Source organism: Niastella sp. sgz303648, from assembly GCF_059587045.1.
Window position 1 is genome coordinate 870357 of record NZ_JCAPSW010000002.1, and the last position, 21814, is coordinate 892170.

Below are 21814 nucleotides of genomic sequence, written 5' to 3' on the forward strand. Positions count from 1 at the left end.
TACTTTACAAAAGGCAAATTGTCTGAACCAGAATTATGTGCGATTAAAAGATTTCCACGAAGAATTGGAATTAAAATTGCCTGAAATGGGTGTTCAAACAAAAACGTGGGGGGCAAAACAGCTGTCGAAGCAAAAGAATCAGGAAAATCCGGAAAATCGTTTAAAATCCTGATTCAGACATCCCGATTTTATAGTAACATTGCAGGTTTTGATAACTATGCTTAAGGCTACTTTTGATATTGTTCCTGAAACGAGAGATACCGAACAGCTTCGAAACAGTCAGTTGCTGATCGAAGTAGGCGAAAAAGTATTCAGCTTTGTGATTTACAATAAAGAGCAACATCGCTTTATTGGGCTTCGCCAGTACAATCTCGATTTTACCCCCGGTAAAAACATACTGGAGTCTTTGCTTGAAATAACAACGGGTGATGAGTTGTTGCAGATATCTTACAAAGAAGCTTTTGTTATTTATAATTATACCGACAGTAATTTTCTGCCGGCAAAGGTCTTTCATATCGAATTAAATCAATCGGTTACCGAGCTGGTGTATGGCAATGCCCGTAAGGGATTGCTGTTAAGCGAAAAGGTGAACGGGTGGGATATGTACAATATCTACCGTGTGCCCCGCGAAATTCATGCTTTACTGCAACGGAAATTTGCAGCAGGTAACTACTGGCATTATTACACCCTGTTACTGAGCGACGGCCAGGTGAAAATATCAACCGAAACCCATTTTATAAAAATGGTAATGGGCGCCGATCAGTTTCTGGTAGTTGTTTTTAAAGATAAGGCCATTCAGCTGCTGCAATCCTATTCATATCAAACACCCGATGATGTATCTTACTACCTGCTGTCGATCTGTAACCGCTTTCAGATCAGCCAGGAAAAGGTAACATTGATTGTTTCGGGTTTGCTCGATGAACAATCACGCCTGTTCCAGGAGCTACTGAAATATTTTCTGCATGTTCAGTGGGATCAGTTGCCCGACAACGTTTCACTGGATGCCGTATTTTCACCGTTTCCATCGCATTACTTTTCACCGCTTTTGAAAATGGCGCTATGCGTATAATAGGAGGGGATTTAGGGGGGCGAAAAATTTCGCCGCCGGCTAAAATGCCGCATACCCGGCCAACAACAGATATTGCCAAAGAAGGGCTTTTTAATATCATTGAGAACAATCTCGATGTAGCTGAATTAAAAACCCTCGATCTGTTTGGCGGCACGGGCAGCATCAGTTATGAGCTGGCATCGCGCGGTGCTGCAGACTGTACCATTGTTGAAAAAGATACCGCCATGTATGAGTTCATTAAAAAAACAGCTGCCGCATTACAGCTGCAAAACTTTACGGTGGTAAAAATGGATGTATTCAAATTCATTGCACAATGCACAAGCCGGTTCAATTTTATTTTTGCCGGTCCTCCATATGCGCTCGGCACCATTGATGATCTGCCGAAATTAATTGCCGAAAAAAATCTGCTTGCACCCGGCGGCTGGTTCGTGCTGGAACATACACCGCGAAACAATTATGAAGGGTACCCGTTGTTTGTTACAGCGCGTAACTATGGCACTACCATATTTAGCATATTTGTAAACAGGGAGAATGAAGTCTGAAGTCAGAAGTCAGAAGTCTGAAGTCAGAAGTCTGAGGTCTGAAGTCCGATGCCGGAAGAATAGAGTATAAAGTATGAATAAGAACTTAGGGTTTGAAAAGTTAGGCTTCTTCAGACATCCGGCATCCGACTTCGTCAGTCACTGCTTCCACATTTTCCATTGTAGTAAGAAACAAAACCATGAGCAATATTTTCGTTACAGGGATAGGCACCGGCATCGGAAAAACTTTTGTTTCGGCCATATTGGCCAAAGCGCTGGAGGCCGATTACTGGAAACCGGTACAGGCAGGGTTCGATGAGGGTACCGACAGCGAATGGGTTGCGAATATGCTTACCGGTACCGGTTCGGTTGTTCATCCCGAGGTATACCGGCTGGCAAAACCAGCATCGCCACATATTGCTGCACGCGAGGAAGGCATCAGGATTGACATTAAAGAAATTTGTAAAAAAATTCCGATAAATAATCGTACCTTACTCATAGAAGGCGCAGGAGGATTATTGGTACCATTGAATGAATCAGAATTTGTAGCTGACCTTATAAAAGAATTAGACGCTAAAGTTATCCTGGTCAGTCGCAACTACCTGGGAAGCATTAATCACTCTTTACTAACAGCGCGGGCCTGCCGCGAAATGCAATTACCGGTGATCGGATGGATATTCAATGACCAGTATCTTGATTACGAAGAAGAGATTGTACAATGGAGCAACTTTCCCAGAATAGCGTCAATTCCCTATTCTGAACATATAAACGGGACATTTATCAACTCTCAGGCGGCTGCTATTAGTAAGCAACTGAAAGCATTTCTATGATAAAAAATACCGTTCGTAAAGAATTTTTGCAACGCAGGATGAATATCCTCGAAGAAGAGCTTCAGCAACAAACCCGATTGATTGCTTCAAACTTCAGGAAATTAATTCTTCCCCCGGTAAATTACCTGTTATCATATAATGCACTGGCAAGCCGGCACGAATTTGAAGTATCGGTATGTGAAGAAATCGTGAAAGAACAAAACCCACTGGTACGTATTGCATGGCCCAAAATTCATGTTGACATGCTCGACATGGAAGCCGGCCTGGTTGAAAACGACGGTTTATTTATTAAAAACAGGTTTAACATTCTGGAACCAATCGGCGGCGCTATTGTTCCGCCTCACCAGCTCGATATTATTTTTGTTCCATTGGTAGCTTTCGATGTACGCGGTTACCGGGTGGGGTATGGCAAGGGATATTACGACCGCTACCTGGCACAGTGCCGTACAGATGCAGTAAAAATTGGTTTTTCATTTTTTGAAGCGGTAGAATACATCGAGGACATCAACGAATTTGATGTACCTTTAAACTTTTGCATTACACCGCATCGTATATATGAATTTTAATGCTCCGTTGCTGCGGCCATTCCGCATATTATTGTTCCCGTTTTCACTGATTTATGGCGCAGCGGTTTGGATTCGTAACCGGCTTTATAACAAAGGCATACTTCGGTCAACCGGTTTTAATTTACCCATTATTTGTGTTGGTAACCTGTCGGTAGGAGGCACCGGCAAATCGCCCATGGTTGAATGGCTGGTAAAAAACCTGCAGCACCAAACCAATGTGGCCGTATTAAGCAGGGGCTATAAACGCCGAACCAAAGGGTATGCACTGGCCGGGCCTGCCACCACCGCCCTTGATATTGGCGATGAACCCATGCAGTTCCATAACAAATTTCCCGATGTTACCATTGCCGTGGGCGAAGAACGCATCGTTGCCATTCCGCAATTATTGCACGACCGGCCCGATACCAAAGTGGTTGTACTCGACGATGCTTTTCAGCACCGGGCAATAAAAGCAGGGTTCAATATTTTGCTAACCAATTACGATAACCTGTTTACGCGCGACTGGTTTTTACCAACCGGCGATTTGCGCGATGAACGCAAATCGTACAAAAGGGCCGATGCCATTATTGTTACCAAATGCCCGCAACGCTTATCGGTCGAAGAAAAAGAAGTAATTACCCGCGAAATAAAACCATTGCCCGGGCAACAGGTATTCTTTACAAGCATCCGGTACGGAATGCCATATCACATTATTCACAAAAACGAAATGTTACTCAATACTTCAACCGAAGTATTGCTGGTTAGCGGTATAGCCAATCCCATGCCGCTTAAAAAGTATTTACAGGAAGTGTCGAAAACCTACTATGAAATACTATATAGTGATCATCACATTTTTTCCATCGACGACTGGAAAGACATTGTAGCAAGGTTTAAAAACATACCCACAGAAAATAAAATTATCCTCACTACTGAAAAAGATGCCGTTCGTCTCATCAAATTTGGACAGGCTTTACAGGATTACCCCGTATTTGTAATTCCCATCGAAATCCAATTCCTTTTTAATGAAGCGCATCAGTTTACTGATATTATCAGTAAATTCATTACTGAATTCAGTATCACGACTTAAAATGATTGAATGAGCAGAAAACAAGCAAAGAAGAAAAAAAAGAATAAAGGAATTGCTGAGCAACACACCGTAAAAGGTGTTTTAGATATTACCCGGTCGGGCATCGGGTATGTAATGGTTGAAAATGTTCCAAACGATATACTGGTACGCCCTGCCGATTTTAATACGGCATTGCATGGCGATACCGTGCGGGTGCATGTGTTTGGTGGCGGTGCTAAAAAAAGCGGCCGTCAGCAGGGACAGATTGTTGAAGTGTTGCAACGCAAGCAAATGGAGTTTTTGGGCCGGCTTGAAATAAGCCGTAATGGCGCTTTTTTCACTGCAGATACCGAAAAGCCCATGCCTGATGTTATTATACCCGAACAGTCATTGAACGGCGCCAAAAACGGTGATCGTGTAATTATACGAATAACAGAATGGGAAAAACAAAAAAAGCCCATTGGTTCTGTAGTACAGATCATGGATGCCGGTGATGAAGGCGATATGGCCATGAAGGAAATACTCATGGAAAACGGCTTTCCGTTGTTTTTTCCTGAAAATGTATTTGAAGAGGCCGAACGCATTCCCGACACTATTTCACAATCAGAAATTGATAAAAGAAAAGATTGCCGCGACATACTTACGGTTACCATCGACCCCATAGATGCAAAAGATTTTGATGATGCCTTAAGTTTTCGGTTACTCAAAAACGGTAATTACGAAATAGGCGTGCACATTGCCGATGTAAGTCATTACGTGGAACCCGATACGGCGCTCGATAAAGAAGCATACGACCGGGCTACCTCGGTATACCTGCCCGATCGCGTAGCACCGATGCTGCCCGAACGCATATCGAATGAATTGTGTTCGTTAAGGCCGCACGAAGACAAGCTTACTTTTTCGGCCATATTTCAAATCACGCCGAAGGCAGAAGTAAAACAATACTGGTTAGGCAAAACGGTAATTCACAGCAATCACCGGTTTACCTACGAAGAAGTGCAGGAGATCATTGAAAAAGGCGAAGGGTTGTATCAGGAAGAAGTGTTGACATTAAATACGCTGGCGCAAAAGTTCAGGGCGCAGCGGTTTAAAAAAGGAGCCATTAATTTTTCGTCGCAGGAAGTACGTTTTAAACTCGATGAAAAAGGCAAACCCATTGGTATTATTGTTAAGGAAAGCAAGGAGGCGCATCAGTTAATTGAAGAGTTTATGCTGCTGGCCAACCGCATAGTGGCCGAAAATGTTGGCAAGATCAAAGCAAATAAAAAAGATCTTCCTTTCCCATACAGGGTGCATGATACGCCCGATGAAATGAAGCTGATGCCTTTTGCTGAGTTTGCCAAAAAATACGGTCACACCTTCGATACAAAAACGCCCGAAGGCATTGCCGCTTCGTTTAACCAGATGCTGAAAGATGTGCAGGGCAAACCCGAACAGCATGTGCTTGAGCAACTGGGTATTCGCACCATGGCCAAGGCTATTTATACTACCGAGAACATAGGCCACTATGGTTTAGGGTTTAAGCATTATTGTCATTTTACATCGCCTATACGTCGTTACCCCGATGTATTGGTGCACCGCATTTTGCACGATGTGCTCAGTGGTAAAATTGAACCCGAAAAAAAGCTGGAACAAAAATGCAAGCACTGCAGTGAAAAAGAGCGGTCAGCTATGGAGGCCGAACGGGCAGCCAATAAATACAAACAGGTTGAATATATGCGCGAATTCCTCGGCGAGGAGTTCGAGGGAGTTATCAGCGGAGTGGCTTCATTTGGCTTTTGGGTCGAAACCATCGAGCATAAATGCGAAGGGCTCGTGAGCATTAACAGTTTGCTTGAGTACGACGATTTTCGCCTCATAGAAGGTGATTACAGTTTGGTGGGGCTTCGCAGCGGTCGCAAGTTTATGATGGGCGATAAAGTGCGCATTAAAGTAGTTGCCGCAAACCTTACAAAACGGCAGTTAGATTATGAATGGGTTATTGCCTCAAGTATAAAGGAAGAACCTGATGAAGCAAAAAAGCTAAAAACCAAAAGCAAAAAACCGAGGAAAAAACGCGGTGAATAATATATAATTTCGCGCGAGCAATCAAACCATTTAAGGTACATGTACAGTTACGAGGACTTATCAAAACAATTTGCAAAGTATTTTTCCATCCGTCATTTTCCACAGGAACCGGCAACTTTATACGATGCCGATGAATATTTTTTAAGCCTTGGCGGCAAACGGGTTCGGCCTGTAATGTGTTTAATGGGCAACGAATTGTTCGATGAAATCAATGACGATGCATGGCCCGTAGCCGCCGCTATTGAACTGTTTCACAACTTTACGCTTATTCACGACGACATCATGGATAAAGCGCCCCTGCGCAGGAACAAACCCACCGTGCATGAAAAGTATGGCGAATCGACCGCTTTACTGGCGGGTGATGTAATGCTGGTGGTAGCCTATGATTATCTGAATAAGATCAAAACCGATTACCTGCACCAGATTCTAAGCCTGTTCAACAAAACGGCTAAAGAAGTATGCGAAGGCCAGCAGCTGGATATGGATTTTGAAAAACTGGAAGTAGTTAAGTTTGATGACTATATAAAAATGATCGAGCTGAAAACTTCGGTACTGCTGGCAGCCAGCCTGCAATTGGGCGCCATACTCGGCGGCGCCGGTCAAAGTAACCAGCAGCACCTGTACCAGTTTGGCCGTAACCTCGGCATTGCCTTTCAGATTCAGGACGATTATCTCGACGCATTTGGCGATCCGGTAATATTCGGCAAACAAACCGGAGGCGACATCATGGCCAATAAAAAAACATTTTTGATGATCAAGGCCCTGGAATCGGCAACCCCGCAACAGTTAAAAGAATTAAAACGGCTGATGCAGGAAAATCCTGATGATAAAGTGGCCAGGGTGTTATCGGTTTTTCATGATTGTGGGGTAGATAAATGGGCCTTTGATCTGAAAGAAAAATACATCAACGCAGCCTTTGAACACCTCGAAGAAATGGCTGTGGTAACGGTACGCAAAGAACCCCTGCGACAACTGGCGCATTTTCTGGTGCAAAGAGAATATTAAATACTGAATATCAAATATTCAATGATGAATGAAGAAGTAAAAATAACTTCAATATTTAAAGTTCATTATTTGATATTCGATATTATTAGTGGTTTTCTTTTCAGGAACTACTTTAAATGATGAATATTTAATATTTAATCGCAAAACTGAATGACAGCTTATTTCTACATTCCATATTCAACATTCGCCATTCGATATTTTTAGTAATTTCCCGCCAACAAAAACTAACTGCCAACATGCCAAACTCGTTGTTTCGAACTAAAAAAATTGAATCAATTTTAAAAGAGGGTAACGACGACGATGGCCATGGCGCCGTAGGGTTAAAGCGGGTGCTGAATGTTCGGGATCTTACTTTTTTTGGCATTGCGGCCATTATAGGGGCAGGTAGTTTCAGCAGTTTGGGTGATGCCTGTTTTAAAGGCGGACCGGGAGTAGTTATTCTGTTTATTATTTGCGGAATAGCCTGTGCCTTTACCGCCTTTTGTTATTCAGAATTTGCCAGCCGTATACCGGTAGCAGGCAGCGCTTACACGTACGCCTACGCCTCGTTTGGTGAATTATTTGCCTGGATCATTGGCTGGGCCCTGATCATGGAATACTCCATCGGAAATATTTATGTAGCGTTTTCATGGAGCGATTACTTTACATCCTTTCTGCACAAAATAAATGTTCATATACCCGATTTTTTAACCTGCAGTTACCAGGAAGCCAAAAAAACATTTTTGAGTTACCTCGATTCGGCCGATAAAGCGGAGTTTTTAAAAAACCAGGCCAATGCCGAATTAATTAATGCCTGGAACAATTCTCCGGTAATTGGTTCTGTAAAAATAATATTCGATTTACCGGCCATTGTTATCAATGCCTTAATAACCCTGCTGGTGTATATAGGTATCAAAGAATCGAGGAACTTCAGCAATGCCATGGTTATTCTTAAACTGGCCGTAGTAGCGCTCGTAATTATTGTGGGCGCTTATTACATCGATCCCGCTAACTGGTTACCGGTTACCGATCAGGGAACAAAGTCGTTTATGCCCAATGGTTTTGGTGGTGTTATGGCTGCCGTTTCAGGCGTATTTTTCGCTTATATTGGATTTGATGCCGTGAGCGTACTGGCCGAAGAAAGTAAAAATCCACAACGCGATCTGCCCCGTGGTATGACCTATTCACTGGTCATTTGTACCGTTGTATATATTTTGCTGGCATTGGTGTTAACCGGTGTGGTAAACTACCGGCAGTTTGAAAACGTAGGCGACCCGCTGGCAAAAATTTTCGAAGTAAAGAATATTGGCTGGATGCAATTGCTGGTTTCGGTGTGCGCCGTTATTGCCATGACCAGTGTATTGCTGGTATTTCAAATGGGACAACCGCGTATATGGATGAGTATGAGCCGCGATGGATTATTACCTCCCGTTTTTCAGCGTATACATAAAAAATTTAAAACACCTTCCTTTTCAACTGTATTAACAGGATTTGTGGTAGGTGTTCCTATCATTTTTACCGATAAAACCTTCGTGCTCGATTTTACCAGTATTGCTACTTTGTTTGCTTTTGTATTGGTGTGTGGGGGCGTACTCTTAATTCCAAGAAAAGAAAAAGTGGCCGGCCGGTTTAACATGCCTTATATAAATTCGCAATATATTTATCCTTTACTGGTATTGGCGGCATTTTTAATTATAGGAATTTTTGCGCAGGGTTATTTTAAAGATATGTTCGATTTTAATTTTTCAGCCAATGAAGATTACCTGCAACATAAAGTAACTTTTATGGACCTGGCAACGCCTAAAATATCGCTGATCATTTTCTGGACTACCAGTTTGATTTTGGCTGTACCGGCATTTATTAAAAAATATTCATTGATCCCTTTAATGGGCGTTATCACCTGTTTGTATCTTTTAACAGGCATGACAAAAAGCAACTGGGCCTGGTTTTTAAGCTGGCTATTACTGGGATTGATCATTTATTTCTGTTATGGATACAAAAAAAGCAAACTTGCCTCCAACGGCAAGTCTGTACCAGGTATGGAATGAACTGGTTGAAAAATATTGTTCCGATAAGGAGCTTACAGACCGGTTTTTTAAAGAAATAGAAAAGAAGTATACCTCATCAAAACGCCATTATCACAACCTGCGGCATATTCAGGCTTTATTGCAATTATGCGATGATTACAGCAACCGGTTAACAGATAAAGAGGTAGTGGTCTTTGCTGTTTTTTATCACGATATTATTTATAATGTATTGCGTAAAGACAATGAACCGCGCAGTGCACAGCTGGCAGTGAAGCGGTTGCAGGCATTAGGTTTTCCTGACCAAAAAACCGGGCAGGTTAAATTATTTATTGAAGCCACACAAACCCACGCTGTTACCGGTGGTGTTACCAATATCGAGGATCTTCAATTGTTTTTAGATTTTGATATGAGCATATTGGGAGCACCCTGGCCCCAATACGAAGCCTATACCCAACAGGTTCGAAAGGAATACCGCATATACCCCAACAAACTGTATATACCCGGCAGAACGAAGTTTTTACAACATTGCCTGCAGGCGTCATTTATTTTTCAAACTAATATTTTCCGCGATCAGTACGAGGCCGTTGCACGGCAGAATGTTGCCCGGGAGCTGGAGCTGCTGTCTGGGGACTGAAGTCTGAAGTCAGAGGTCTGAAGTCAGAAGAGGTTTCGATTTAAAAAGGTCTATTATTGCCAGCCTTGAATTTCAATTTCTGTTTATAATCTTTCAGCTTCGGACTATGGACTTCCGACTTCTGGCTTCCGATTTCGTACCTTTGCCATCAAATTTAAAGCAAGATGAAATTTGAGGTTGGCGATAAGGTGGTAGTCACCCATAGCAATGATGAAGGCGAGGTGGTAGACATCATAAACGATAAAATGGTGATGGTGGATGTGCGTGGTGTTAAGTTTCCGGCTTATGTAGATCAGCTGGAGTTTCCCTATTTTAAACGATTCACCGAAAAAAAGTTGTTTCCTCCCAAAAAGGAGAAAAAGTTTATTGATGATGTTCCGCGCGAAAAAAAGAAAATCACCCAAAAAGTGGTCGATGGGATATGGATTACCTTTATTCCGATTACGGTTAACGACGATTTTGGGGATGATATCGTAACTGAGTTAAAAGTTCATCTTATAAACAGAACCGAAACAGGCTATAAGTTTATTTACCGACTGAATTATTTTGGAAAAGAAGAATTTGAGCTGATCAACCAGGTGCATGCATTTGAAGATTTTTACCTGCACGATGTGCCGTTTGAAAACCTGAATGATAGTCCGGTTTTTAGCTTTGAATTTTCTTTAATGACGCCCGATAAAAACAAGGCTGATTTTTACGAAGCATCGATAAAACTGAAGCCGAAGCAGGTGTTCAGCCGTATTGAAGAAGTAAAGCAAAAAGGCGAGGCCACGTTTTCGTATAAACTGTTCGACGAATATCCCGGTAAGCCTTATCAGGAACCGGTTGAGCTGGCCAACCTGGCAAAGGCCGGTTTTAAGATATATGATGCAACAAAGGCCCGGCAGCATCTTGAGCCAGCCAAACAGGAACTTGACCTGCACATTGAAAAGCTGACGCCCGACTGGGAGTCGATGAGCAGTATTGAAATTCTTGCGATGCAAATAAAAACCTTTGAAAAATACTTCGACCTGGCACTGGCGCACCGCGTTCCCTGGCTGATCGTAATTCATGGGGTGGGATCCGGCAAACTACGTGATGAAATTCATGAAATACTCCGTTTACGAAAGGAAGTAAAAACCTTTGTAAATCAGTACCATCCTGCGTATGGGTATGGGGCAACAGAGATTTATTTTCAGTATTAAACGCTGGTTGTGAAGGTTTCCGTTGCCAGATAGGGTGAAAATGGATCACGCCTATTGGTACTGCAATCCTGATCATTTGCAATGCAAATTGATGGGCCTGCAAGCTGCATTAAGGTTTCGTCACAAATAAATGTAACCCAATTTGAACAATCTCGAGGTGCTTTCGTCCCTGAATATTAATTGATTAACTTTGCACCAACTACAAACCGGGCTATCGTCCTGACTTCGGTCGGGAAGGAAAGTCTGGACAGCATAGGGCAATGTACCGGTGAATAGCCGGGTCTTTCTGATTTATCGGGGGGAACAGACAGTGCCACAGAAAATTACAGCCTTCGTTCGCCAAAGCTTCGGCATAGGCAAACTTCGTCCGGGATGCCACAAAGGTCACTTTGTTGTATTCAGGAGGGTGATGGTGAAAACGTGGGGTAAGAGCCCACGGTCCTGGCAGGCGACTGTTGGGAAGGGTAAACCTTGCATGCTGAAATGCCATGTATACCAGCGTTGAAGAGCGGCTCGTTCGATCTTTCCCGGTTTACCGGGAGGGTACGTTGGGTGGGTAGGCAGAATGATTCCGACAGTAATGTCGGAACAAGATAAATGATAGCATTATCCGCTGTAGCTTTAGAGAAAATAGGCGCCTGCCTACGCTAAAGCTCCGGCGGATAAAACAGAATCCGGCTTACAGGTTTGTAGTTATTTTTTTCCTGAATGGTCAATCCTCAATAGTTTTCTTAGTATCTGATACCTTTTCAACTAATTAACCTGTTAACTTTTCAACCCGTTAACTTTCAACTACCTGCCAATGTGCATAACTATACATGTTTGTTTTTTTTGTAATAATTAATACTTTGGTAATTGATTATTAGTTCATATTGTTTTGGAATTTATAAACAATTAAAAATTCAGGCACCATTTTTGAAATTTTCTAAAGGTTCTTATGTGTAACATATGCAAGACCGTAAGTACATGCATCCAAAAATACTTTTTACAACTGCCCTCCTGACACGTAGACCTGATTGACTTATTTAATAGATTAACTCATTTTGCCTTATCACTGCAACTATTTCCACCGGCCATAAACAAACGCTTTTTCCCCTTTTCTGAAAGCCATAGCTTAATCCGCCCCCTTTACAGCAAACCGTAGGGCCTATTTGTTAACGTAAAAAAATTCGCCTTATGAGGATCTTCTTCACGCTCGGCTGCACCCTTGTGGTTGCGCTTGCCGGTTCGCTGATTTATTGCTATAATAAACCTGCACGAAATGTAGCCGCCGAAACCGGCATCCCTGTTACTGCTACAGAATTGTACTACAAGTTTACTTCCAATGAACCAAAGGCAAATCAGGCATACCTGAACAAGGTGTTGCAGGTTAGCGGGCAGGTTCTCGAAATTAAAAGCATACCCAATTCAGGAAAGGTGGTTGTATTGAACACCGGTGATCCCATGTTTGGTGTAGCCTGCACATTGAACAGCATTGAACCCGCTACAGGTAAGGTAAAGCCGGGTGAAAAAATTACTGTTAAAGGTATTTGTACCGGCTATCTCAGCGATGTGGTGCTTACCAACAGCTACCTGATTAACTGATTTTCCTTACTCTTTTTAAGCGATTTATCATGATGAGTGTATGCAGGGTACGCAGTACCGCCTGCCTGGGGTATGTATTGCTGTTACTTTTATTAGGATTATTTACCAGCTGTTATAAAAAGGGCGATGTGGTTACGGGTTCTGCCACTTTTGTACCGGTAGGCGTTACCACTACCAATGTAACATATACCAATTATGTTGCCGCTGTATTAAAAAACAATTGCAGCACCTGTCATGGGAAAGATGGTTCTGCAGATGTTTACTGGCTTAATACCAACACTTACCAAAACGCTTCAGCCTTTGGCACCCGCATAGCGGAAACGATTGTTAATGGTTCGATGCCGCCTGTACCACGAAAACCCTTCTCCGATGCAGACAGAACAATGATGCAGGCCTGGATCAACAAAGGAATGCCTCAGTAATTTAATTAACCAATTAGTCAATTAGCAAATTAGCCAATTAGCAAATGGGCAAATGACTGTTTCAATTTTCACATTGCATATTTGCATGTTGGCACATTACCAATCCTTATGCGAAAACTATATGCGGTTCGGTTTACCATTATGAGTGTATTTATTTTTCTTTTTTCAAAAATCAGTTTTGGTCAGAACAGGTTAACAGATATGCTCGACAAGGAAGTAAAGGATAGTGAAAATAAAAAGAGGCATTTTGTTTATGCAACATTTAAAGGAACACACCTGATTAACGCCCGTACCATTGAAACCATAAAAAAGCGTGAACTCGATTTCAGGGTAAGTCACCGGTTCGGAGATATCGGTGGAGAATTTGGCGGTGAAAAACGTTTTTTTGGATTAGATAATTCAACCGATATAAAAATTTCGTTTGATTACGGAATAACCGACCGGCTTACATTCGGCATCGGCCGTGCGAAAGGGGCCACCGCGGTAAGACAATTATACGAGGCATCGCTTAAACTAAAATTGATACGGCAGGGCGAAAACGGCGGCTGGCCCATAACAGTTACCGCCTTTTCAAATGTGGTGGCCTCTTCCATGACGTCGAACATTAAGCCCAACACACCCGACCATTTCGACAAGTTTGCCGACCGGTTATCGTTTGCCGGTGAACTGTTCATTGGCTGTAAAATTTCGGATGGCTTTTCATTAATGCTTATACCGGCTTTTGTTCACAACAACTATGTTATTGCCAATGATGAAAACGATGTATATGCTGCAGGCGTAGCGGGCAGGTTAAAGATCACCAAGCGCATGGGGCTTGTGGCCGATTACTTTAAAGTATTTCGCAGTCAGGCAAGTATTGATAAGTTTAAAGAAAGCGGCTTAACCTTTTACAATCCGCTGGGGGTAGGGTTGGAGTTTGAAACAGGCGGTCATGTTTTTGATCTCACGTTTACCAACTGCACAGCTATACTCGAAAACCAGTTCATTCCCTATACCACTACAACCTGGAAGATGGGACAATTCAGATGGGGCTTTAATTTATCACGCATTTTTTCATTCAAATAATAAAAACCTTACTTATGAAATGCAAACTGATTTTAATCTGTACCCTTTTTTTATGCGCAAATCTGCAGGCACAAAACAAATACATTACGCGAACCGGCACCATTTCATTTTTTTCTTCTACTGCTGCCGAAAATATTGATGCCATAAACAGGGAGGCCTTTAGCATGGTAGATATTACAAAGGGAGAAGTGGCTTTTCAGGTTTTGATCACCGGCTTTAAATTTAAAAAGGCGTTGATGGAAGAACATTTTAATGAGAATTACATGGAAAGCACCAAATATCCAAAAGCAACTTTTCAGGGAACTATTACCGATTTGAACAAAGTGAATTTTAAGAACAACGGGTCGTATACAGTTAATGTTGCAGGCGAATTAACAGTACATGGTGTAACCAACAAAGTAACCCTGCCGGCAACTATCAACTTACAGGGTGGCAAGCTAAGTGCAACTTCGAAATTCGATGTGAATCTGGCCGATTATAAGATCAAAGTGCCATCGCTGGCAAGCAAACAGGTTTCGGAAAATGTTGCCGTATCGGTTACTTGTGCCTATGATCCGTATACAAGATAAAAATCAATTAGCAAATTAACCATTTAGCAAATGTGCAAATGCGTTGGTCGTTGTTCAATGGCCGTGTTTCCATTTTCAAATTTGCACATTTTCAAATTTTAAAATTGGCAAATTAGTTTTTTCGTACCCACGCCAGTGCAATTGGCGGGCGCCACTATGCCAGGGCGACCCGTCTTTGCCTGGCACCAAAGACGGGGATGATGAGATATTTGGGATGATGGGATTTTTGAATGTTCGGAATTTTAATATTGCAGAACTGCCAGATTTCTAATCAAATCCTCAAATCCCAAAAATCCCACAATCCCAGTCCTTATTTTATCTTAACAGCGATGCCTACCTGAATATGATTCGATTTCCACTTGTAGCGTTCGTCAATATCGTTGATGTCGGAAAGTCCTTTATTGTACCGGGCATAAAAGCTAACACTTTCGAGATTTACCTGCATGCCTAAATTAGCGCTCAGTTCATAGTTTTTAAAAGCATTGTGGTCGTCTTTTAACAGATTTTCATCTTCCCAAACCACATAACTGTATTGCGGACCAGCCAAAAAGCTAAGTGTTTTGTTTACATTATAACGTAACAACAGCGGTACGCTTACCGATGCCAGGTTTATATTGGTTCCTGCCGTACTTCTTCCCGAATTAACATAATAGGTAGTAAAATCATCGCTTTTTTTATACCGCGACCATGAATATAACAACTCAGGCTGAATGCTCCATGATTTGGTTAGTACGATCTCGGCGAATCCTCCTATTTGCCAGCCGGGCGCAAAACTTTTTTTCATTCCATTGCCGCTTATGTTTGAATAATTCACATCGAGCTTGGGGCCAAAATGCCATGATTGTGCTTTTGCGGTAACAGTTATGAAAAAGGCTGAGCAAACGATGGCACATTGCATGAAACGGAATTTGTTAAAGGGCTTGCTTGTCATGTAATAATTGAATTTTGTAATCATATAGTGAAGGGCTCAAAAGTATTGGCTCAACATTCACTATAAAAGTTATAATCTATCAATGCCTGTAAATAATAGACAAAAAACCTGATTGATGCCGATAGTAACAAGAGAAGGGTATTTGCTTAACGAGAGATTAACCAGTATAGCTTGAACTGAAGATGAGGGATTACAAATTCTTTTCGGGATTTTATTTCACCGGGCATAATGATTAATCTGTTTTTAATCTGTGTATATCTGGTAATAAGTTAATTCGTTGCCATGCATCCAAAAAAAAATCCTCCGATACATCGGAGGACTCGTTAATCAATTGTTATTTGAGTTGAAATTGTGGCGCCTTGGCGGCTTTTCGTAGTAATCTTTTTTAGCTTTTATGATGGCCTGATCTCTTTCGTGTTCCAGCTCATGCCTCTGTTTTTTTCGCTCCCTTCTTTTTATGCTTTTATCGTGCTTCACCACCCATATTTGATGGTCGTAATCGTTTCTGATTTGCTGAATCGTAAGATCGAGTTGAGAAGGGCGGTAACTATTGCCATAGCCGTAACCATATGGATATCTGTACCCATAACCAAATCCATATCCAAAAGGAGGATACGCATAAAAAGGAGAGTAGTAGCCATAATAAGGATATACAGGAACGCCAATGCCAACGCCAATGCTAACCCGTGGACGTGCATAAAATCCACCTCTGTAATAGCCGCCATGATGCCACTGTGCCGAAACGCCTGTTGCCAACAGCAACGATAACCAAACTATACTTAGTTTTTTCATAATTGTTCGATTTAGGAATTGCAATCCATAAGTTACGAAAAATAATGATGCAGGGTTGGTACCCGTTTGTTAAAATTCTTTTTATCGTGAGTTATAATCGATGAACATGGCAAACGGAACGATGAACTGTTTATTTGTAGTTTCAACAATAAAAACTTTTAAAATCATGCGAAGGAAACAATAATAAAGAGCGTCTGATTATTTGATTGAACAATTAAACTTTGGCCGATGAATTCATTCAATTCACAAACCAAATCAAATGCAAAGCCGGTATTCTTTCAATCCCGAAACCAAAGTATGGATAAAAAAAGATTACGTTAATAACATTGTGTATTCAGACGGAGCCGCTGTTGAACAAAAAATTTATGAAGCGGTAAAGAAATGTAAAGATGTATCTGTTTTATCAGAAGAACTGGAGTCGCATATTACAGACTGGACGAGCCAATACTTTTTTTCAAAGCGAAGATCTAATTTACTTCGGCCTTTTGGTTCTCTTTTTAAAGGTAAATATATTCTTGAAATAGGATGCGGCGCCGGTTCAATAACCCGGTTTTTAGGTGAGTGCGGTGCTATTGTATATGCTATTGAACCTAACCTGCAAAGAGCAAAGATCGCAGCCGAGCGATGCCGCGATCTTAAAAATGTAAAAATTTTCTGCGACGATATGGCGCAGTTTGAGAGCGAGCTTAAATTTGATGGCATTGTGCAGGTAGGTGTTTTGGAATACGCTACCCGGTATTCAAACGATAGTAATGCTACGCTGAACTTTCTGGTTCATTTAAAAAACTATTTAACATCGGATGGCTTTTTAATTACCGCTATTGAAAATCAGCTGGGATTAAAATATTTCTCGGGTTTTATCGAAGACCATGCAGGTGTGATGATGCACAGCATCAACAATAATTACCGGCCCGGCGAAGCTACCACCATGGGGCGAAAAAAGCTGATCAACACGTTTGAGAACGCGGGCTTTTTAAACAACGATATGTTTCTGCCCTTCCCCGATTATAAAATGCCATCGCTGATATTTTACCCCGGGTTTAACGAAAAGAACGAAAAGGGCAACATCAACATAGAAAGTATTCTGTCGAATATTTCATACCAGGATACACAGCAATATACCCCGTTGTTTTCGCTTGATAAAGCATTGCCTTTAATTGCCCAAAATGATCTGTTATACGATTTGAGTAACTCATTTTGTATTTTTTCGCAGCTAAAGCCGCAGCATAAAGTGGGTGAGGATATTCTTTTTGCTTTTTATCGCACAGAGCGAAAAAAAGAGTACTGTAAGGAAACATTATTCACGCAGCAGAACGATGAAGTAAAAGTGATCAGAAAGTACCTGGCCCAGGCGCCGTTTCTCACTAAGGGTATTGTATCATTTGATGCCGAGGAACCGGCTTATTCAGGCATACTGCATCATTACCGGCTTGTTGAAATTGTGAATCGCGATAAGTGGGGTATTGAACAAATGGGCGGCTGGTTAACAGAATGGTATGACTGTTTGAAAAAAGAATTATTCAGTTTATACGGATACAGCATAAAAGATTTTTCGCGCATTGATCTGAAAGTGAGCAGCCGTTATATCGATGCATTGCCTGTTAACCTGATTGTTCAGGAGAACGGTTTCAGGTTTATTGATATGGAGATAAATCTTGATAATGATATTGAACTGGGGTATATTATTTTCCGTGCAATATATGTTTCGTTGTCGCGATTGTCGAGTGTGGCTTGCCCCAAAGAAATAAAATACAGTGAAGCTGAGCAGATCATGTACGAATTATTTTCACATTTAGGGTATACGTTGAGCGAAAAACTGCTTGACAGGTATTACGAATACGAAACGAGTTTGGCCTGCAATATAGCGCCGGTGCACATTAAAACATTGAAGGGAACCATGACAAAGCTTCGGGTTCGGCCGGTTATTGCCGATTACAGCGGCTCGTTAAGCCGGGTTGAATACCTCGAACAGCAATTGCATACCCTGAATTATGAAATGCATTCATTATCTACCAGCAGAAAAAAACTGGTAAAACAATTAATAAAAAGAACGCTGCCTTTTCTGAACGTTTTCTTTTGAGTTTCGAATTAGTATTTAACGGGCAAAGGCACGGCAATGGCTGGTGGGTTTCCGTATGTTATAACCTCCATTTGCTGTTGCCTTTTGTCTTTTTACTAATTGTCAGCTGCTGATTGCCTATTTCTCCCTACATTTACTTCCGTGCGTCGCACGATGCAGATTGCTTGTACCATGAACCATTTACCAGCAGTTGATTTATTTATTATCGTTATATATTTCGCGGCCATGATAGCTGTGGGTGTGTACATGAGCGGAAAGAACAAAGGTTCTGATCAGTACACGGTAGCCTCCGGCGCTATTCCCGGCTGGGCGTTGGGTTTATCATTTTACGCTACTTTTTTAAGCGCCATTACATTTTTAGGCGATCCCGGTAAATCATTCGGCGCCAACTGGAATTCATTTGTGTTCAGTTTATCTATGCCTTTTGCTGCGTTTATTGCTTCACGATTTTTTGTGCCTTTTTACCGCAACAGCGAAACCATCAGTGCCTATACACATCTTGAAAAAAGGTTCGGTCCCTGGGCAAGAACCTATGCCATGATTTGTTTTGTATTGATTCAGCTGGCCCGTATGGGAACCATATTTTATTCCATTGCCCTGACCTTAAAAGCCCTCACCGGTTTTTCGATGCCGGCCATTATGATCAGTACGGGTATTTGTATTATCGTATATACCATGATGGGGGGCATGAAAGCAGTGATATGGACTGAGGTGGTTCAGGCCATCGTTAAAACAGTAGGAGCTTTATTAATTCTGTATTTAATCATATCACAGCTCAAAGGCGGTTTTCATTACATTATTGAAACAGGTAAGGCTGAGGATAAATTCAATCTGGGAAGTTTTAAGATATCCCAATTTTCAATGGCCACATTTTGGGTTGTTTTTTTATATGGTTTTTTTATCAACCTGAATAATTTCGGAATCGACCAGAATTATATTCAGCGCTATCATACAGCCCGCAACAATCGCGACGCCAGCCGCAGCATATGGATGTGTGTGTTGTTTTATGTGCCGGTGAGCATGCTGTTCTTTTTTATAGGAACATCGCTGTATGCCTATTATCATCAGCATCCTGAATTGATACTTCCGTTGCAGCAACAGGTGGCGGCCGAAAAGAATATTGCATTAAATCACCTTACCCCTGCCGATTATGGCGACAAGGTATTGCCTTTTTTTATGCGCAACGAAGTGCCAACCGGTTTACTGGGTTTAATCATAGCTGCTATTTTATCGGCTGCCATGAGCACCATGAGCAGCGGTATGAACAGTTCGGCCACTGTTTTTCTGAAAGATATTTACCTGCGTTATTTTAATAAAAATGCTTCGGCAAAAGCGCAAATGAGGGTGCTTTATATTGCCACGGCCGTTATGGGCGTAATGGCAATTAGTTTTGGCATTGGCATGATAGGCGTTAAAAGTTTGCTTGATGCCTGGTGGAAGCTGGCAGGCATATTTTCAGGCGGCATATTAGGTTTATTTCTGCTGGGTTTACTGGCTCGAAAGGCCAAAAATATCGAAGCTGTAATTGCGGTGATCATCGGTGTGCTGGTGATCATCTGGCTCACATTTTCACGCCAGTTACCCGATGATTACGCGTGGCTGCGGACCAATCTACATGCCAATATGACCATTGTAATAGGCACACTGACCATATTTTTAACCGGAAAATGTTTAGCCGGCATACGCAAAAAAGCAGAACGCTGAACGCCTGAAGCAGAACGCTTCTTAAATGCGTTAAGTGTTCTGCGTTCTGCGTTAAGCATTTCGCGTTAAGCGTTCCGCATTTGTCATTTAAAAGCTCAACAATTGTAGTAAATACAGCAATAACTTTTTAAATTTACCTAAAAGCTCAACGCTAAACGCTGAAAGCCGAAAAAAGTAGAACGCTAAACGCCTAAAGCCGAACGCTTCTTAAATGTGTTAAGCGTTAAGCATTTCGCGTTAAGCGTTCCGCGTTCCGCGTTAAGCGTTCTGCGTTCTGCATTTCGCGGTTTTAAAAATTAAAAAGATGAACCCGACAGAAAAACGATTTGTTCCGGTGATGATCACACCGTTTAACCTGAAAGCAAAGATTGATTTTGATATGGTAGAACGGCTGATCGATTTTTACCTGGCAGCGGGGGTGGGCGGTTTTTTTGCCAACTGCCTCAGCAGTGAAATGTACAGCATCAGTGAAGACGAGCGGCTTGAACTAACTGCCTATATTGTTCGGTATGTTAATGGCCGGGTACCTGTGGTGGCAACCGGTTCGTTTGGTTTGACCATTGAAGATAAAGCCGAGTTCAGTAAAAAAATATACGACACAGGTATCGATGCGGTGGTATTGATCACCGGTCATTATGCAAATATTGATGACGGTGACGATATATTGCTGAAACGGTTCGATAAAATGTTTTCGCTTACACCCGGCATTCCCATGGGCACTTATGAATGCCCGGCCCCGTATAAACGAATTTTATCGGCCGATGTATTTAAAACGTTGCTTGAATCGGGCCGGTTAAAATATCATAAAGACACGAGCATCGACCTGGAAAAAGTAAAAGAAAAGCTGCAGATTGCCAATGTACCGGGCTTCGACTTTTTTGATGCGCATACACCCAATGCCATGTATTCGTTACAAATGGGCGCAAAAGGTATGTCGTCGATCAGTGGTAACTTTTATCCCGAAGTGCTGGTGTGGATGTGTAATAACGCTAACAATGCCGATAAACAGGAAGATGTGAAGTGGCTGCAATCTGAGCTTACCCGCGTTGATCCGTTGATACATCAGGCATACCCCATGAGCGCCAAATACTTTTTACAATTGCGCGGTTTGCCGGTGCGTACCATCAGCCGTGCTTATGTACAGGAGCTTACGCCTGCGCAAAAAGATGTATTGAAGGGGATATATGAAAGTTTTAATCAGTGGAGCCAGCGTTTAAATATCAAACCTGTAGATACCCGCAACATTATGGAACCTAAAATATTGCCCGATCCTGCGATTTAAAAAGCTTGAAGGTTGGGGAAACAGTTGGGGCGCAAAGCAAAGTCCCGCCGAAGGCGGGACTGAAAACATTTACACTACCATTTTTTATTCCTGTACGAAGAATTATTGTCTTTACTTTCCTTTGGCCGGGCTATGTTAACTTTTATCGGACGACCATCTACCACCGAGCCATCCAGCTCACTGATGGCTTTTTGAGCAGCGCTTTCATCAGGCATTTCAACAAATCCGAAGCCTTTACTGCGGTTGGTGAATTTGTCGATGATTACTTTGGCCGATGATACTTCACCGAATGCTGCGAATATTCGTTTTAGGTCTTCATCCCGCGAGCTGAAACCTAAATTGGAAACAAAGATGTTCATTGTTAAAAATTGAGATGATAAAAAAATGAGAAAAACGCAGGAGTTAAAAAACTGATGCACTATTACTCACGTTTGCTATATAAAGATATAATTTAATAT

20 protein-coding genes and 1 other RNA gene are annotated in these 21814 nt (G+C 41.9%); 18 read left to right on the forward strand and 3 right to left on the reverse strand.

Features of this window, described 5'->3' with window-relative positions; translation table 11 throughout:
* Positions 1–217 precede the first annotated feature (217 nt).
* The 15 genes from AC59IL_RS08045 (at position 218) to AC59IL_RS08115 (ending at position 14567) form a co-directional block, all read left to right on the forward strand.
* Entirely contained in the window at positions 218–1069 is an 852-nt protein-coding gene (locus AC59IL_RS08045; RefSeq protein WP_496551589.1) for a DUF3822 family protein, read from the forward strand.
* Positions 1060–1611 carry an RsmD family RNA methyltransferase gene (locus AC59IL_RS08050; RefSeq protein WP_496551590.1) on the forward strand — a complete coding sequence of 184 codons (552 nt, stop codon included), beginning with the start codon at positions 1060–1062 and terminating at the stop codon, positions 1609–1611. Before AC59IL_RS08045 ends, AC59IL_RS08050 begins: the two co-directional genes overlap by 10 nt.
* A 179-nt stretch (positions 1612–1790) precedes the next feature.
* Positions 1791–2420, forward strand: coding sequence for a dethiobiotin synthase (gene bioD, locus AC59IL_RS08055; RefSeq protein ID WP_496551591.1), 630 nt, complete (start codon positions 1791–1793; stop codon positions 2418–2420).
* Entirely contained in the window at positions 2417–2986 is a 570-nt protein-coding gene (locus tag AC59IL_RS08060) for a 5-formyltetrahydrofolate cyclo-ligase (RefSeq protein ID WP_496551592.1), read from the forward strand. Before bioD ends, AC59IL_RS08060 begins: the two co-directional genes overlap by 4 nt.
* Positions 2976–4052 (forward strand): tetraacyldisaccharide 4'-kinase, encoded by a 1077-nt coding sequence (lpxK, locus tag AC59IL_RS08065; RefSeq protein WP_496551593.1) that lies wholly within the window; start codon positions 2976–2978, stop codon positions 4050–4052. The genes AC59IL_RS08060 and lpxK overlap by 11 nt, the downstream gene beginning before the upstream one ends.
* Positions 4053–4061: 9 nt before the next feature.
* Positions 4062–6098: a ribonuclease R gene (gene rnr / locus AC59IL_RS08070; RefSeq protein WP_496551594.1), complete on the forward strand. Its 2037-nt coding sequence runs from the start codon at positions 4062–4064 to the stop codon at positions 6096–6098.
* Between the two features lie 39 nt (positions 6099–6137).
* Entirely contained in the window at positions 6138–7103 is a 966-nt protein-coding gene (locus tag AC59IL_RS08075) for a polyprenyl synthetase family protein (RefSeq protein ID WP_496551595.1), read from the forward strand.
* Between the two features lie 236 nt (positions 7104–7339).
* Positions 7340–9130, forward strand: coding sequence for an APC family permease (locus AC59IL_RS08080; protein ID WP_496551596.1), 1791 nt, complete (start codon positions 7340–7342; stop codon positions 9128–9130).
* Positions 9093–9743, forward strand: a complete 651-nt coding sequence (locus tag AC59IL_RS08085; RefSeq protein WP_496551597.1) for an HD domain-containing protein — start codon at positions 9093–9095, stop codon at positions 9741–9743. The genes AC59IL_RS08080 and AC59IL_RS08085 overlap by 38 nt, the downstream gene beginning before the upstream one ends.
* Positions 9744–9907: 164 nt before the next feature.
* Positions 9908–10927: a Smr/MutS family protein gene (locus AC59IL_RS08090; protein WP_496551598.1), complete on the forward strand. Its 1020-nt coding sequence runs from the start codon at positions 9908–9910 to the stop codon at positions 10925–10927.
* Positions 10928–11125: 198 nt separating this feature from the next.
* Positions 11126–11625, forward strand: an RNA gene (rnpB, locus tag AC59IL_RS08095) — RNase P RNA component class A.
* 478 nt (positions 11626–12103) lie between these two features.
* Positions 12104–12511: an OB-fold protein gene (locus AC59IL_RS08100; RefSeq protein WP_496551599.1), complete on the forward strand. Its 408-nt coding sequence runs from the start codon at positions 12104–12106 to the stop codon at positions 12509–12511.
* 29 nt (positions 12512–12540) lie between these two features.
* On the forward strand, positions 12541–12933 hold the full coding sequence (locus tag AC59IL_RS08105; protein WP_496551600.1) for a c-type cytochrome: 393 nt from the start codon (positions 12541–12543) through the stop codon (positions 12931–12933).
* Between the two features lie 108 nt (positions 12934–13041).
* Complete coding sequence (locus AC59IL_RS08110; protein WP_496551601.1) at positions 13042–13998, forward strand: DUF5777 family beta-barrel protein; 957 nt, start codon at positions 13042–13044, stop codon at positions 13996–13998.
* 14 nt (positions 13999–14012) lie between these two features.
* On the forward strand, positions 14013–14567 hold the full coding sequence (locus AC59IL_RS08115; protein WP_496551602.1) for a YceI family protein: 555 nt from the start codon (positions 14013–14015) through the stop codon (positions 14565–14567).
* A 310-nt stretch (positions 14568–14877) separates the two neighbouring features.
* On the opposite strand, the gene AC59IL_RS08120 is transcribed toward AC59IL_RS08115, so the two are convergent.
* A complete protein-coding gene (locus tag AC59IL_RS08120) occupies positions 14878–15498 on the reverse strand; it encodes a porin family protein (protein ID WP_496551603.1) in 621 nt (206 codons plus the stop codon).
* A 327-nt stretch (positions 15499–15825) separates the two neighbouring features.
* Entirely contained in the window at positions 15826–16290 is a 465-nt protein-coding gene (locus AC59IL_RS08125) for a hypothetical protein (RefSeq protein ID WP_496551604.1), read from the reverse strand.
* A gap of 259 nt (positions 16291–16549) precedes the next feature.
* Here AC59IL_RS08125 and AC59IL_RS08130 point away from each other — a divergent pair, with 259 nt between their 5' ends.
* The 3 genes from AC59IL_RS08130 to AC59IL_RS08140 all read left to right on the forward strand — a co-directional run bounded on the left by AC59IL_RS08130 (position 16550) and on the right by AC59IL_RS08140 (position 21356).
* Positions 16550–18370 (forward strand): class I SAM-dependent methyltransferase, encoded by a 1821-nt coding sequence (locus tag AC59IL_RS08130; protein WP_496551605.1) that lies wholly within the window; start codon positions 16550–16552, stop codon positions 18368–18370.
* Between the two features lie 171 nt (positions 18371–18541).
* A complete protein-coding gene (locus AC59IL_RS08135) occupies positions 18542–20074 on the forward strand; it encodes a sodium:solute symporter family protein (protein WP_496551606.1) in 1533 nt (510 codons plus the stop codon).
* A 304-nt stretch (positions 20075–20378) separates the two neighbouring features.
* On the forward strand, positions 20379–21356 hold the full coding sequence (locus AC59IL_RS08140; protein ID WP_496551607.1) for a dihydrodipicolinate synthase family protein: 978 nt from the start codon (positions 20379–20381) through the stop codon (positions 21354–21356).
* A 74-nt stretch (positions 21357–21430) separates the two neighbouring features.
* Here AC59IL_RS08140 and rbp read toward each other — a convergent pair whose 3' ends face one another.
* Positions 21431–21715: an RNA-binding regulator gene (gene rbp, locus AC59IL_RS08145; RefSeq protein ID WP_496551608.1), complete on the reverse strand. Its 285-nt coding sequence runs from the start codon at positions 21713–21715 to the stop codon at positions 21431–21433.
* Positions 21716–21814 lie beyond the last annotated feature (99 nt).

What these genes read in the sequence shown, in the direction of transcription:
- AC59IL_RS08045 (WP_496551589.1), top strand. Translation starts at nt 218, where the DNA reads ATGCTTAAGGCTACTTTTGATATTGTTCCTGAAACGAGAGATACCGAA.
- AC59IL_RS08050 (WP_496551590.1), top strand. Translation starts at nt 1,060, where the DNA reads ATGCGTATAATAGGAGGGGATTTAGGGGGGCGAAAAATTTCGCCGCCG.
- bioD (WP_496551591.1), top strand. Translation starts at nt 1,791, where the DNA reads ATGAGCAATATTTTCGTTACAGGGATAGGCACCGGCATCGGAAAAACT.
- AC59IL_RS08060 (WP_496551592.1), top strand. Translation starts at nt 2,417, where the DNA reads ATGATAAAAAATACCGTTCGTAAAGAATTTTTGCAACGCAGGATGAAT.
- lpxK (WP_496551593.1), top strand. Translation starts at nt 2,976, where the DNA reads ATGAATTTTAATGCTCCGTTGCTGCGGCCATTCCGCATATTATTGTTC.
- rnr (WP_496551594.1), top strand. Translation starts at nt 4,062, where the DNA reads ATGAGCAGAAAACAAGCAAAGAAGAAAAAAAAGAATAAAGGAATTGCT.
- AC59IL_RS08075 (WP_496551595.1), top strand. Translation starts at nt 6,138, where the DNA reads ATGTACAGTTACGAGGACTTATCAAAACAATTTGCAAAGTATTTTTCC.
- AC59IL_RS08080 (WP_496551596.1), top strand. Translation starts at nt 7,340, where the DNA reads ATGCCAAACTCGTTGTTTCGAACTAAAAAAATTGAATCAATTTTAAAA.
- AC59IL_RS08090 (WP_496551598.1), top strand. Translation starts at nt 9,908, where the DNA reads ATGAAATTTGAGGTTGGCGATAAGGTGGTAGTCACCCATAGCAATGAT.
- AC59IL_RS08100 (WP_496551599.1), top strand. Translation starts at nt 12,104, where the DNA reads ATGAGGATCTTCTTCACGCTCGGCTGCACCCTTGTGGTTGCGCTTGCC.
- AC59IL_RS08105 (WP_496551600.1), top strand. Translation starts at nt 12,541, where the DNA reads ATGATGAGTGTATGCAGGGTACGCAGTACCGCCTGCCTGGGGTATGTA.
- AC59IL_RS08110 (WP_496551601.1), top strand. Translation starts at nt 13,042, where the DNA reads ATGCGAAAACTATATGCGGTTCGGTTTACCATTATGAGTGTATTTATT.
- AC59IL_RS08115 (WP_496551602.1), top strand. Translation starts at nt 14,013, where the DNA reads ATGAAATGCAAACTGATTTTAATCTGTACCCTTTTTTTATGCGCAAAT.
- AC59IL_RS08120 (WP_496551603.1), bottom strand. Translation starts at nt 15,498, where the DNA reads ATGACAAGCAAGCCCTTTAACAAATTCCGTTTCATGCAATGTGCCATC.
- AC59IL_RS08125 (WP_496551604.1), bottom strand. Translation starts at nt 16,290, where the DNA reads ATGAAAAAACTAAGTATAGTTTGGTTATCGTTGCTGTTGGCAACAGGC.
- AC59IL_RS08130 (WP_496551605.1), top strand. Translation starts at nt 16,550, where the DNA reads ATGCAAAGCCGGTATTCTTTCAATCCCGAAACCAAAGTATGGATAAAA.
- AC59IL_RS08135 (WP_496551606.1), top strand. Translation starts at nt 18,542, where the DNA reads ATGAACCATTTACCAGCAGTTGATTTATTTATTATCGTTATATATTTC.
- AC59IL_RS08140 (WP_496551607.1), top strand. Translation starts at nt 20,379, where the DNA reads ATGAACCCGACAGAAAAACGATTTGTTCCGGTGATGATCACACCGTTT.
- rbp (WP_496551608.1), bottom strand. Translation starts at nt 21,715, where the DNA reads ATGAACATCTTTGTTTCCAATTTAGGTTTCAGCTCGCGGGATGAAGAC.